At 56.7% G+C, this 13,309-nt stretch carries 11 protein-coding genes; 7 read left to right on the forward strand and 4 right to left on the reverse strand.

Features of this window, described 5'->3' with window-relative positions; translation table 11 throughout:
* Window positions 1-235 precede the first annotated feature (235 nt).
* The 4 genes from mutH to ACMGEE_RS08480 all read left to right on the forward strand — a co-directional run bounded on the left by mutH (window position 236) and on the right by ACMGEE_RS08480 (window position 3,302).
* A complete protein-coding gene (mutH, locus tag ACMGEE_RS08465) occupies window positions 236-922 on the forward strand; it encodes a DNA mismatch repair endonuclease MutH (protein WP_253458745.1) in 687 nt (228 codons plus the stop codon).
* Window positions 923-990: 68 nt separating this feature from the next.
* Window positions 991-1,701, forward strand: a complete 711-nt coding sequence (locus ACMGEE_RS08470) for a TerC family protein (protein WP_253458743.1) — start codon at window positions 991-993, stop codon at window positions 1,699-1,701.
* 164 nt (window positions 1,702-1,865) lie between these two features.
* Window positions 1,866-2,081: a YgdI/YgdR family lipoprotein gene (locus ACMGEE_RS08475; protein WP_125287384.1), complete on the forward strand. Its 216-nt coding sequence runs from the start codon at window positions 1,866-1,868 to the stop codon at window positions 2,079-2,081.
* Between the two features lie 180 nt (window positions 2,082-2,261).
* The gene (locus ACMGEE_RS08480; RefSeq protein ID WP_253458739.1) at window positions 2,262-3,302 is read left to right on the forward strand and encodes an NADP(H)-dependent aldo-keto reductase; all 1,041 of its coding nucleotides are present in this window, start codon (window positions 2,262-2,264) and stop codon (window positions 3,300-3,302) included.
* Between the two features lie 83 nt (window positions 3,303-3,385).
* On the opposite strand, the gene lplT is transcribed toward ACMGEE_RS08480, so the two are convergent.
* Both lplT and aas read right to left on the reverse strand, forming a co-directional pair.
* Window positions 3,386-4,600: a lysophospholipid transporter LplT gene (lplT, locus tag ACMGEE_RS08485; protein WP_253458737.1), complete on the reverse strand. Its 1,215-nt coding sequence runs from the start codon at window positions 4,598-4,600 to the stop codon at window positions 3,386-3,388.
* The gene (gene aas / locus ACMGEE_RS08490) at window positions 4,593-6,758 is read right to left on the reverse strand and encodes a bifunctional acyl-ACP--phospholipid O-acyltransferase/long-chain-fatty-acid--ACP ligase (RefSeq protein ID WP_436829887.1); all 2,166 of its coding nucleotides are present in this window, start codon (window positions 6,756-6,758) and stop codon (window positions 4,593-4,595) included. The genes lplT and aas overlap by 8 nt, the downstream gene beginning before the upstream one ends.
* A gap of 53 nt (window positions 6,759-6,811) precedes the next feature.
* On the opposite strand from aas, the gene ACMGEE_RS08495 reads away from it, so the two are divergent.
* On the forward strand, window positions 6,812-7,063 hold the full coding sequence (locus tag ACMGEE_RS08495; protein WP_370734693.1) for a hypothetical protein: 252 nt from the start codon (window positions 6,812-6,814) through the stop codon (window positions 7,061-7,063).
* Here the strand turns inward: ACMGEE_RS08495 and ACMGEE_RS08500 are convergent.
* Entirely contained in the window at window positions 7,044-10,067 is a 3,024-nt protein-coding gene (locus tag ACMGEE_RS08500) for a hypothetical protein (protein WP_436829888.1), read from the reverse strand. The two genes, ACMGEE_RS08495 and ACMGEE_RS08500, sit on opposite strands and share 20 nt — an antisense overlap.
* Window positions 10,068-10,236: 169 nt before the next feature.
* On the opposite strand from ACMGEE_RS08500, the gene ACMGEE_RS08505 reads away from it, so the two are divergent.
* A complete protein-coding gene (locus tag ACMGEE_RS08505) occupies window positions 10,237-10,914 on the forward strand; it encodes a hypothetical protein (RefSeq protein ID WP_436829889.1) in 678 nt (225 codons plus the stop codon).
* Window positions 10,915-11,079: 165 nt separating this feature from the next.
* A complete protein-coding gene (locus tag ACMGEE_RS08510; protein ID WP_253458721.1) occupies window positions 11,080-11,655 on the forward strand; it encodes a cupin domain-containing protein in 576 nt (191 codons plus the stop codon).
* Between the two features lie 211 nt (window positions 11,656-11,866).
* Here the strand turns inward: ACMGEE_RS08510 and ACMGEE_RS08515 are convergent, their stop codons facing one another.
* Complete coding sequence (locus ACMGEE_RS08515) at window positions 11,867-13,300, reverse strand: efflux transporter outer membrane subunit (protein ID WP_436829890.1); 1,434 nt, start codon at window positions 13,298-13,300, stop codon at window positions 11,867-11,869.
* Window positions 13,301-13,309 lie beyond the last annotated feature (9 nt).

Genomic DNA, 13,309 nt, shown 5'->3' on the forward strand with positions numbered 1-13,309 from the left:
ATTATTTTAAAAATCGACTTATCCCATTTTTCTGTGGATAACTACGTGTAAGATCCTGTTCATTGTCGGTGCGCAGACAGGCATAACCTTTTCAACTTCCCGATCGCGGCCGCAAAGTGACAAAAAAAAGCCGCGATTAATCATGCTATTATTGCGCTTTTCCTCAGGGATGAACGCATCCCTTTTAATATGGAAAACTACTGTTCATTTTTTAACCAACAACCAAGAGCAGGCGATGCCAGACTATTTTTCTCCGGTTTTACCGCCGGAAAACGAAGCCGCGTTACTGGAACGCGCGCGCCAGCTGGCTGGCTTTACGCTGGGCGAACTGGCGTTGAGAGCGGGCCTTACGATACCGCGCGACCTGCGTCGCGATAAGGGCTGGGTGGGTATGCTACTGGAACGCTATCTGGGCGCCAGCGCAGGCAGCAAACCAGAACAGGATTTTGCCGACATCGGCGTGGAGCTGAAAACTATTCCTGTCGACGCGCAGGGCCGCCCGTTGGAAACCACCTTTGTTTGCGTGGCGCCGTTGACCGGCAACAGCGGTCTGGTCTGGGAAACCAGCCATGTGCGACATAAGCTGGCGAGAGTATTATGGATCCCGGTAGAAGGCGATCGGGCAATTCCGCTGGCCGAACGTCGCGTCGGCGCCCCGCTGCTGTGGAGTCCCAGTGAAGAAGAAGAGCTGCTGCTGCGGCGCGACTGGGAAGAGCTGATGGATATGATCGTGCTGGGACAGGTAGAGCGTATTACCGCCCGCCACGGCGAAGTGCTGCAAATCCGGCCCAAAGCCGCCAACAGCAAAGCCCTGACGGAAGGCATTGGCGAAAACGGCCAGCCGGTAATGACGCTGCCCAGGGGCTTCTACCTGAAAAAGGCTTTCACCGCGCCCTTACTGGCACGTCATTTTTTACTGTAAAGCTTTAGCTGAGCGGCATCCGGATGAGTATACTCTTCGTTTAACTTTCGTTTAGGATGCAACGTTGTATGTTTGACTGGATTGCCGATCCCAACGCCTGGCTGGCGCTGGGTACACTGACGATTCTGGAAATCGTTCTGGGTATTGATAATATTATTTTTCTTTCTCTGGTGGTGGCTAAACTTCCCAAACAGCAGCAGAACGCCGCGCGCCGTATCGGCCTGGCGGGCGCCATGCTGATGCGTCTGGGTCTGTTGGCCTCGATTGCCTGGGTCATTCGCCTGACCACGCCGCTGTTTACGCTGATGGACCACTCTTTTTCCGCGCGCGATTTAATCCTGCTGTTCGGGGGGCTTTTTCTGCTGTGGAAGTCCAGTATGGAGATCCACGAAACAATAGAAGGCGGTGAAGAAGAACATAAAAGCAATGTTCATTCCTTCGCCGGCGCGATTGTGCAGATTATGCTGCTGGATATTATCTTCAGTCTTGATTCGGTAATTACTGCCGTTGGCCTGTCCGATCATCTGATTATTATGATGGCGGCCGTGGTAATTGCAGTGGGCGTGATGATGTTTGCCGCCCGCGCTATCGGTGAATTTGTTGACCGCCATCCTTCAGTAAAAATGCTGGCGCTGACTTTCCTGATCCTGGTAGGTTTCACCCTGATCCTGGAAAGCTTCAATATTCACGTGCCAAAAGGTTATATCTATTTCGCGATGTTCTTCTCCATGTCGGTAGAGTGTCTTAACCTGCTACGCGGCAAAAAAAACCACGCCTGATACCAGGCCGACCGGCGCTGCCGGTCGGCTTCTTCCTGTTGTTTTTACGATCAAAGTTAATAGTTCGTCGTGCTGTGACGCCTTTTTAGGAGTTCTGCGGTTAACGCTTTCTGTAAAATGCGCTATTACTGATGCAGGCAAATTGAAGGCTAAGGGAGCGAAGTATGAAGTTGATGTCTGGCGCGGCCGTTCTGATGCTGGCCACGCTGCTCGGCGGTTGCAGCAGTGATTACGTGATGGCGACAAAAGAAGGCAAGATGATTATGACCCAGGGTAAACCGGAGATCGATCAGGATACCGGTCTGGTGAAGTACACCGATCGCTCCGGCCATGAGCTGCAAATCAACGGCGATGAGGTTTCATCGATTGTTGAACGCTAAGCCCAATCCCGCCACCTGACGCTTTCCGACAGGTGGCCCCCACCGCACTTCCCGATAAATCCGCTCTTCCCCCTGTAGCGCCCGACGGTTATAGTCAAAAGCCGGATCTGGCGTTTGCTTCAACAGTTTTACCCCGCACGCCAGGCTGGTCTTTTAATAATGAAAAAAGGAAGCCGGCACATGCATTATCATCGCATCCCCCACAGTACGCTGGAAATCAGCAGCCTGGGATTAGGCACCATGACGTTTGGCGAGCAAAACAGTGAAGCCGATGCCCATGCGCAGCTTGATCTGGCGCTCCGTTCCGGCATTAACCTGATCGATACCGCTGAGATGTATCCGGTGCCGCCGCGCCCGGAAACGCAGGGGTTAACCGAAACCTATATTGGCAGCTGGCTGAAGGCGCGCGGCAATCGCGAAAAAGTGGTGCTGGCCTCTAAAGTCGCCGGGCCGGTACGCGGTGCGGATGCTTCAATCCGACCGGGCCAGGCGCTGGATCGCAAGAACATCCGTCAGGCGCTGGACGCCAGCCTGAAGCGGCTGAACACCGACTATCTGGATCTTTACCAGCTGCACTGGCCGCAGCGACAGACCAACTACTTCGGACGGCTGAACTACGAATATGCGGAAGATACCGCCACGGTCACGCTGCTGGAGACGCTGGAAGCGCTGAACGAGCAGGTTCGTGCCGGTAAAATACGCTATATCGGCGTCTCGAACGAAACGCCGTGGGGCGTGATGCGCTATTTACAGCTGGCGGAAAAGCACGAGCTGCCGCGCATTGTCTCTATTCAGAACCCCTACAGCCTGCTGAACCGCAGCTTTGAAGTGGGTCTGGCGGAAATCAGCCAGCACGAAGGCGTCGAGCTGCTGGCCTATTCCTGCCTGGCCTTTGGCACGCTGAGCGGCAAATACCTGAACGGCGCTAAGCCTGCCGGCGCGCGCAACACGCTGTTCAGCCGCTTTACCCGCTACAGCGGCGAACAGGCCGAGCTGGCTATTGCCGAGTATGTGGCGCTGGCGAAAAAGTATAATCTTGACCCGTCCCAGATGGCGCTGGCTTTTGTCCGTCAGCAGCCTTTCGTCGCCAGTACGCTGCTGGGCGCGACTACCCTGGAACAGCTGCAGCTGAATATCGACAGCTATAATCTGACGCTGGATGAGGAAGTGATGCAGGGGCTGGAAGCTATCCATCGCCGCTACACCTTCCCGTCGCCTTAACTCGTTTTTTGACGAAAACGGTTAACGGTAGCCAGTAAAAAGGGGCGGAATATTTCCGCCCCTTTTTTGCTCTGAAAATCCGTTTATTTCCCCACTCTGGTGTGGCGATGCTGCGCCAGCTGCCAGCCCCACAGCACGGCAATCGCCAGCGCAAACAGCGCACCGAAGCCCACGCCGGTGGCTACCGGCGGCGCGCCCAGCTTCACGGCCAGCGAGTAAAGCCCCAGCATGATCAACATCGCGCCGTTCTCACCCAGGTTTTGTACCGCAATAGCGTTGCCTGCGCCGACGCTCTCCTTGCCGCGCATCTGCAACAGCGCGTTCAGCGGCACCACAAAGAAGCCGCCAAGCATGCCGATAACTATCAGTAATCCGTAAGCGCCTGCCGCCGTGTGCTGCAAGGCGAAAAAGACCACCGCCACGCCAATCAGCACGCCCGCCGGCATACATCTGCCGACCGTTTTCAGCGTCACCAGCTTCGCGGCCGCGCCTGCGCCGAACACAATGCCGATGGCGACCATAGCATTCAGCAGCGTGGGCGTTTTGTTATCGGTAATACCCAACGCGACCGGCACCCACAACACCAGCAGAAAACGCAGGGTGACGCCCGCGCCCCAGAAGAGGCTGGTGCCCACCAGCGAAAAACGCGTTTCGCCATTGCGCCACAGCTCGCGACAGGCGTGGAAAAAGCTGAGCGACATGCGCAGCGGATGCCAGCTTTGCCCCGCCCTCGCCGCCGCCAGTTTTGGGATCAGCACGTTCGCCGCTACGGCAAGCCCGTAGGCCAGCACGCAGGCGATAAGCGCGCCGGTCAGATTCCAGTCCGCCAGCACGCCGCCCGCGATCGATCCCAGCAAAATAGCCGCAATGGTTGAGGATTCCATCAGGCCGTTTGCCTTGACCAGCGTTTCGCCGCCGGTGATTTCGCCCAAAATGCCGTACTTGGCTGGTGAATAGGCCGCCGCGCCAACGCCAACCAGCGCATAGCCGATAAAAGGATTAAAGCCGAAACAGATAGTCAGCGCGCCCAGTAGCTTGAGGCCGTTGGCGACCATCATCACCCGACCTTTGGCGAAGCTGTCCGCAACCTGGCCGACGAAAGGTGCCAGGATGATATAGGTGGCGACAAAAACCATTTGCAGCACCGGCTGGCTCCAGTCCGGATAGACCTGGTTTTTAAGCACCGCCAGCGTGGCGAACAGCAGGGCATTATCGCCAAAAGCCGACAAAAACTGCGCGGCGATAACCGCCATCATGCCGCGCGAAAGCAGCTTTTCGCTGCCGGATGAGTTATGCATTTTCCGCCTCTTTTTCCGGCTGTTCCGCCATGCCTTTCAGCGTAACGAAGTCGGGTTTCCCGCTGCCCAACAGCGGCAGCTGCGGCAACACGCGAATATCGCGCGGCACCGCCAGCTCCGGCGCGCCCAGCTCGCGAGCCGCCTTCTGCAGCCTGTCGCGGGTTAATTCGCCGTCGGTGGTAAACAGCACCAGCGCTTCGCCACGGTTGCCGTCGGGCTTTATCGACGCGGCGTGCTGTTTTTCTGCCGATGCCTTCAGCGCAATCTGCTCGACAATTTCCAGCGACACCATTTCGCCCGCCAGCTTAGCAAACCGCTTTGCGCGCCCCTGGATCTGACAAAAACCATGCTCGTCAAAGCTGACGATATCACCGGTATCGTACCAGCCTGCTTCCATCTGTCCTTCGCCGTTATCCGCCTGCGGCGCTTCCAGCACGCCTGGTTTTTCTACCCGGAGGTAGCCTTTCATAATATTCGGCCCGCGCAGCTGCAGAAGCCCGCCCTGCTCAATCCCCGGCACGGAAATCAGACGAGAATCCATGCCCGGCAGAATACGCCCGACGGTATGGTTTTTCGCCGCCATCGGCACGTTGATGGCCACCACCGGCGCGCACTCCGTCACGCCGTAGCCTTCCAGAATGCGGATGCCGAATTTCTCCATCCAGACCTGACGCGTGCCCTCCTGCAATTTTTCTGCGCCGGCCACCACGTAGCGCAGGCGCGCGAAATCATACGGATTAGCAAAGCGCGCGTAGTTGCTCAAAAAGGTGGAGGTGCCGAACAGTACGGTGCAGTTTCGGTCATACACCAGCTCCGGAATAATACGATAGTGCAGCGGGCTGGGATAAAGGAACACTTCTGCCCCGGTCATTAGCGGCGTAAACAGCCCAACGGTCAGGCCGAAAGCGTGAAACAGCGGCAGCGCGGACATAAAGCGATCGCGCGGCGTAAAGTCGGCCACCGTGCGGATTTGTTCCACATTCGCCAGCAGGCTTTTATGCGAATGCACCACGCCTTTAGGATGGCCTTCCGAGCCGGAGGTAAACAGCACCATCGCCGCGTCTTCCGGCTGCTGCTGCACTTCAGCATGGCGTGGCAGAAGAAGATGGCCGAGGATCCAGAGTTTATCCTGCGTGGTAACCGTTCCTTTCAGATCTTCCAGAAAGATCCATTTTACCCCGGTAAGCTGCTCGGGCAGATGCCAGAGCTTGCCCTTGTCCAGAAACTGACGGGAGGTGAAAACCGTTTTTACCTCTGCCGCTTTCAGCGCGCTGCCCACGCCTTTAACGCCTGCGGTGTAGTTAAGCATCGCCGGAACGCGGCCACGCATCGACGCGCCCAGGATCGCGGCGGCGGTCACCGTCGTATTCGGCAGCAACAGGCCAATGTATTCACCTGGCGACGTATAACGCTCCAGGATCCGGCCGACGCCCAGCGATTTTTTCAGCAGTCCCGTGTAGCTGTCGGGCTGTAAATTGACGTCTTCGATACAGGGTTTGAAATAGCCATAGCGCGTGCGGGCAGCCAGAAACGCCTGATAAATCGTCTCGCGCGGGCGCACCGCCATCCGCGCCTCCATCATAATATGGTGTAGATGCTCGCCTGCCAGCCTGCGGCGCTCCCGCGCGGTTTTGGCCTCCGGCATAGGGATAGTGGTAGCGGGCAGCACGGTCATGTTAATGCGGGGGAAAAGGCGGCGCTTAAACACGCCGGCCAGGCGGCCAAACGGCGAAAACTCCGCGCCCTCTATCCGCAGCGGCACGACGGTAGCCTGCGACTTCGCCGCGACAAACCCGGCGCCGTCGTAAATTTTCATCAGCGATCCGGTGACGGTAATTCGCCCTTCGGGAAAAATCACCACCGGACGGCCCTGCGCGATCGTTTTCACCAGACGCTTGACCGACAGCGGTTTCGCCGGATCCAGCGGCACAAAATCGACCAGCGGGCGCACCCAGCGCATATACCATTTTTCGCTGATGGAGGAGTAGACGGCAAATACCGGCTTAACCGGCAAAAACAGCGCCAGCAGCATGCCGTCCAGAAACGACATATGGTTGGGCACGATCAATACTTTTTGCTGATGCAGCGGAGAAAGATCGCCCTCCAGACGAGTGCGATAGAGAAACCCAACAAGCAAACGAAAAAAGGAAAGCAGCATGCCAGCTCCTTAGCAGATAAATTTGCCTGTAACGATGCAGGATATGGCTGCGCATGACAATGGCGGAACATAAAAATCAGGATGTGCTGAATCAATTTATGTGTGGATACCGCAGCGTTGCAAAAAGATTTGCGGCGCTGGCCGAAGAAACAGGCTCCTGCTGGCGAACAACCAAAACCAGTAGCGCTCACGCTTTTTTTAGCACCTGCGCTACACGGCAGCATAAAAAATCAGGCGATGGCAGCCCGGCTCAGCAAGCTGATTTCCCTGCGGCCCGTTCCTTTCTCAGCTATTGCCCGGCATAATAATGCCCCGACGCAGCATGGCCTGCATTATTGTGGCCTGCCAGTGCTGGCTTGTTGCTTCCGGCGAACTGGCGTTCAGACTGCCGGCCAGCCGCATTGCGCACTCCTGGGTAAACTGCCCGCGTCCGGATAACTGGCTGTTATGGTGCAGAAATTCGAGCTGACTGTTAACATCCAGCCTGTCGAAAAGAACGCTGACCAACCGGTCCCGCACTTTTTGCGGCATTTCTTGCCAGGCTTTATCCGGCACCGCCTCTTTAAGCACGCCCATGCCGCGGCTGATATGGCTGTCGGAAGCCGCCAGCAGATGATCGGTGCCGCGCCGCCGCGTTTCGGGATCGTCGCTCCACATATCTTCAAGGCTCAGCTCACAGCGTAATCTGACCGCCTGTTCACGACCCGTACGGGAAACGCCGGGCATGCCGGAATCGATAAATCCCCCCAGCAGTTCATCCAGCGCCTGACGATCGTCCGAGTAGGCCACTTCCTCCGTCAGATCCTCACTGCTTATCAGGTGGTTAAGATACCCCACAATCGAAGCCACTTTATTCAGCGTGAAGTTTTCAGGAAGGGCCGCCGTAGCGCGCAGCTCCGCGACGCTGGCTTCATTTCTTTGTTGATTACTGATTACCGGAGCGGCATTTTTTCCCGCCTGGCGCAGCTTTTCGCTGAAGGGCCTGTCATGCAGCGAACGGCGCTGCTCCGGCGTCAGGGAATCGTTAACCAGCTGTTTTGCCAGATGCAGAGCTGACCCAATAGTGAGAGAAGGACGATCCAGCTGCATTTCCCTGCTCAGCATCCAGTTTCTTTCAATGCTTTCAGGTTTCGTTTCGCTGCCGTGACTGAGACGCAGCATTCTGTCGTCATAACCCGGCAGATTACCTATCGAGCTAATCGTACTTTCGGTAAAGCCAAAGGAGCCTCGGGCGCGAATCAAATCACTCTCTACAACCTCAGCAGGACTGTACGACCAACGCTGCGCCTTCCCTGAATTTGCGTTCAATTTAAAGCTGGGATAGCGCGCTTCCGGTTCGAGGCTATAGGTGTTCAGCATGGAAAAAGGCTTATCGGTATCGTGACCAGCAAAACGGCCGTGCCCGTTTTCGCCGTTAAAACAGTGTTGAGCAATAAAGTTACCGTTATCAATGGACTGCTGTAGCATTTTTGGCTCATGCCTGATGGCTGCATGAGTAATGTGCGTAAGGAGCTGGCCTTCACCATGATGAAACCAGTTCTGGCTGGCCTCGTAATGGCGAAACCGCTTTTGTAGGGCTTCGTTTCCCTCTGTTTTCGCGCCCACCAGCGTCAGGCTCCCTCCCAGCACTTTGGTTGCGCCCAGATTGCCGAACTTTTGATGGCTTTTGCACAGGAATAAGCGGAGTTCATTATTGGCTAACGCTTCGCTAAAGGTCCCCATTAGCGCCTTCATTTCTCCTTCTTTTTCAATGGTGGTGTCGATAACCACGTTAAGCGGCTCCGCTTTATTTTTGCGGTTTTTCATCTCCTGCCCGATGCCCTCAATCATATCCTGCAAAGACCAACTGTGTTCGGGTTGACTGTTGTGGGCGACAAAGCTGTCGCAGAAAGAGGTGTAAAACGCAGGCGACTGCTTTTGCGGATCGGCCAGCTTGCCGAAGCTGTCCGCATACTCCTCGGCCTCGTAATAGAATTGCGTGCACTTTTCCCCGTTCTTCAGGGGCGCTAATCCGCTGCGGCTGGCGATCAGGGCGGCCTCAAGGGCTTCCGTAAGCGCCTGCATTCCTGAGGATAACAAGAAAGGTTCGATCGGATTGAGCTGCATCGCCTGCTGCGGCGGCAGCGCTTCGCGGATGCGCTGCGAAGCGTACGCCTTAAAGGCGTTGGCCTTGTACGGGCTTATGGCGCCCAGCAACACCTGCATTTCCTCCATCAGCGCCCGGTGAGCGTTGCCGAATCGGGTGCTGTCCGTAGCCAGCGCGGGCATGGCTTCGGCAATAAAGCGGATGCCCTGCAATCCCTGCGCAACCAAAGGATTTTGCTGATGACGCTGGGCCAGCTGCGGGTAGCTGAGTATGCGGGTAAGTTCGTCGATCATATCCGCATCCGCCCGGGCCAGCACGCTGGTGCTGAGCGAGTCAGGTATCTTTCTCAGCTGCGTAACCGGCCCCTGGGCATGAGGAGAGCGAAGCGCCGCAACAGTCAGGTGATTCTGTACTCGCGGGTCGTTGATGAAAGGCTGCTGCTGTGCGCCGACGGCGTTCCGGGCCACCTGATAAGCCGAAGGACGGGCGCCGAATTTATCAGCGAGTAAATCCAGCGCTTGCCAGTTATCCACACTGTCGCAGCTGATGGCAATAATACCCGGCGCGACGGCTTCCTGTTTTAACGGCCCGTGCCCGGGATGCTGGGCCTGGAAACGTTTAACAATTTTATCCGTCATAAATTCGCTGTTGATAAACAGACGCTGCTGCTGCTTCGCCTGCGGATAACGCAGCTGGTAGAGCTGGTGGCACAGATTGAGGGTTTTTCCCGAAGGCGCCATACGCTGATAGTAGCCATTCATTTCATGCCCGATCTCCAGCTTGCCGAACGGGACTTTACCGCTTGTTTCATCATGCGCAAATCCCAGCCCATACTGCGCGGCGGCCACCTGCCCGCCCGGAGTAGCGTTCAATTGCGCGCACCGCATACGCTTCCAGGTTTGCGTTCCCAAAAAATCAGCCGTGGCCGCTTTTTCATAGCGACGCTGGCCCAGCATATGCTGATGCAAATCAGCGCTGAACGTGCCGGGCGCGGCTTCGAGATCGTCCTTTGCCCGGATCTTATTAACCTGCTCTTCAAGCTCAGTAACCTGTTGTTGCAGATGTAAATTCGCCGACCCGCTATCCATACTGTGACGACGCCCGCCAGGCCGCCCGGCCTGGTGAGCCTCTCCGCTGCGCAACGGCGTAGTGCTTTCCTCACGTAACCTGTTTCCCTGGCTCGGGTTTTGGTATGGCCTTAGCTGGCCGGAAACGAATTTCATAAGTTCACCTTATTTTCTAAAGCGCTTTAGTGGCGACGTGAAACTTATGGTTCCTTACAACGATTGCTCCGCCCGGGTTGCTGGCCATTCCATTATTTTACGGGAACCGTTGACGCGTTAAGGACACTAAAGCCCCCTCATATCACATCACTTTTATTGAGGAAGACGCGTGCAGGTTAATCGTTCAGGCATATCGGCGCCCGCTCTGGCTACAGAGCAGAATAAACAGGCAGCCTCTGCAACCCGCCATTTACAAGGGCCGCTAAACGGCTTGCATCATGGCGCGGCTGGCATTAAAGGAAGCGTTGCCCCTGACAACCTTCGGCAAGGATTGTTGGGGATGGGACAGGTCGCCTTGCTTAAAGGAGATAATCAGCAGATGGAGACAGGTGGATGCGGCCCCTGTATTGGCGTAGGCATCACTTATCGTTCTCGTGACGGGGAAACAAGCGGGTTGCTTGCTCATCTGCAACCGGAAGCGGATATCAAAGATTTTGCTGCCAACGTCCGCCAGGCGTTCGACGATCATTTTGAATCTGAAATTAATCTCACGCTGGCTACCGTTCTCGACAAAGATCCGGCCGTTGCCGACCAGCAGCAAACCCGTTTAGCAGCGCTTCAGCAAAATCTCAGGTCGCAATATGATTATCTGGATCTGGACGACGATAACGTCCATGTTTCTACCGCGCACTCTGCGCTTTCCGTCGATCTGGCAGCCAATGAAATAAAAACCAGCCAGGAGACAAAAAAGGATTTCAGCACCGCTGATATGGACTACATGCGCGATCATATGCTGAATGACAGCAGGACGCTGCGCTACTTCACCGAGCCATCCGGGCAGCATTAATAACGCGCGATTAAAACTTTTCGGACGTGCTATATGGGCGCGTCCCAATTTATGCTGCATCAGCCATAACGCTGTCACACAGATGTTTAAACATACTGGCTGAAATAAAGGGATGTTCGGATTGCCTGAGCATTTATATTTTTCGCCGCAGAGGAGAAGTACGCTATGCCGTTACCCGCCATCCACCGCATTGTTACCGGACACGACGCCAAAGGAAAATCAACGATTTATAGCGAGGGTTCGCTGCCTTCGGTCATTGAGACGGAAGCGATCCCGGGGCTGATTTTTCACGAGGTCTGGGAAACGTCGGCATCGCCCGCGCCGGTTAATAACGATCCGGATCCCACTAGCGGACCGGTAATGCACAACGCGCCAACCAACGGCACGCGTATTCGCTTCGTCGATCTGCCGCCCGATGCCTCTTATCTGGATCAGGAAGATAACCGCATTAAAGATCTTTTTGAACAGGTTAACTATACCGACGGGCTGACGGTAAAAGCCGATTCGCCCCACCCCATGATGCACCGCAGCGAGGCGGTCGATTATTGCGTGATCGTACACGGCGAAGTTTATCTCGTGCTTGATGACTCAGAGGTGCTGCTCAGGCCCGGCAGCGTAGTTGTACAGCGGGGCACTAATCATGCGTGGTCCAACCGATCGCAGGAGTCCTGCCGTATCCTGTTCGTTCAGCTTGATGGTCGTTACGACCCGGCTCTGGCGGCACAACTGGCCGGGAAATAATATAGGTTACGACCCGGCGTTGGCGGCCCAACCGGCCGGGAAATAATGTAGTTAAGGCTGCCAGAGATATTTTACGGCCAAAGTGGCGATATTTGTGGGCGCTGGAATTTGTATTCGTAATGCGGGCAGTCTTAACGATGATACTGCCCGCCATGCTGATATTCCAATTGCTTTTCAGACCGGTTTCCGCCGGGGCGATAACGCCCATATGTTAGCGCGATGCCTCCCGCCAGCCGCCGCCCAGCGCGGCGATCAGCTGCACGCTGGCGACCCACTGCGTGCTTTGCAGCGCCAGCAGGCTCTGCTGCTGGCTCAGGCTGCTGTTTTCAGTGGTGGCGACATCCAGATAGTCAATCATCCCCGCTTCATACTGGTTACGCGTGACGCGGGCCGACTCCTGCGCCGCCGAGGTGGCGTTTTGCTGCGCCACGATTTCGTTTTGCAGCGTATGCAGCTCCACCAGGTAGTTTTCCACCTCCTCAAAGCCGGTCAACACCGCCTGGCGATAGCTGGCCACGTCGGCGTCATAGGCCGCTCTCGCCTGCTCCACTTTCGCCGAGGCGGCGCCAAAGTCCAGCAGCGTGCCGCTGAGCGACGGCCCGAGCGACCAGACGCGATTCGGCAGCGACAGCAAATTATGCAGCGCCGAGCTGGTAAAGCCGCCGGTGGCGCTCAGCGTGAGGTCGGGATAGTAGCCTGCGATCGCCACGCCAACGGCGGCATTGGCCGCTGCCACAGTGCGTTCTGCGTAAGCGATATCCGGGCGGCGCTCAAGCAGCGTCGAGGGCACGGCCTGCGGGATGGCGGGCAGCGTGGCGGTCATCGCTTTCGTTACCGGCAGGCTGAATTCCGCCGGCGTTTTACCGAGCAGGATAGCGATAGCGTGTTCGGTTTGCGCCCGCTGCCAGCTGAGGTCGAGCGCCGAAGCCCGCGAGGTTTCCAGCTGCATTTGCGCCTGCGCGAGCGTGGCGCGAGACTCGCTGCCAGCCTGATATTTATTCTCAATAATAGTCAGGTAGCGCTGGTAAGCCTCAACGCTTTGCTGATACAGCGCGATCTGCTGGTCCATAATGCGCAGCTGAAAATAATCCTGCGCCAGCTCGGACTGGGCGCTGAGGGTGATATTCGCCAGCTCCGCCTCGCTGGCCTGCGCGCTGGCTTTGTTCTCTTCCAGCGTGCGCCGCAGCTTGCCCCAGATATCCACTTCCCAGCTGGCGCTGGCCTGTAGCGAATGGCTGTCGCTGGCGGTGCGCTGGCCCGTGCCCGTGGAAGCGCTGCCGCTGCGCGTTGAGGAACCGCTGTAGGTCGCACCGGGCAGAAGGTCAGAGCGTGCTTCACCTACCAGCGCCCTGGCCTGGCGATACTGCGCTTCATACTGCGCCACGTTCTGGTTTGAAACGGCAACCTGCCGCAGCAGACCGCTCAGCGTATTGTCATGATAGACCGACCACCAGTCGCCTTTGTTTTGTGCATCCTGCGGTGCGGCCTCGCGCCAGCCCTGCGCTTCTTTATAGTGCGCGGGCACGCTCACCGCCGGACGATGGTAATCGGGGCCGACGGCGCAGCCGCTCAGCAGCAGCGCCAGGAAAACAGGCGCGAGCCTGGAACTTGTCCTTTGCCCGGACAGAAACGGTAATTTTTTCATTGTCATTAT

The sequence above is a fragment of the Erwinia artemisiae genome (genome assembly GCF_051400835.1).
Lineage (GTDB): Bacteria > Pseudomonadota > Gammaproteobacteria > Enterobacterales > Enterobacteriaceae > Erwinia > Erwinia aeris.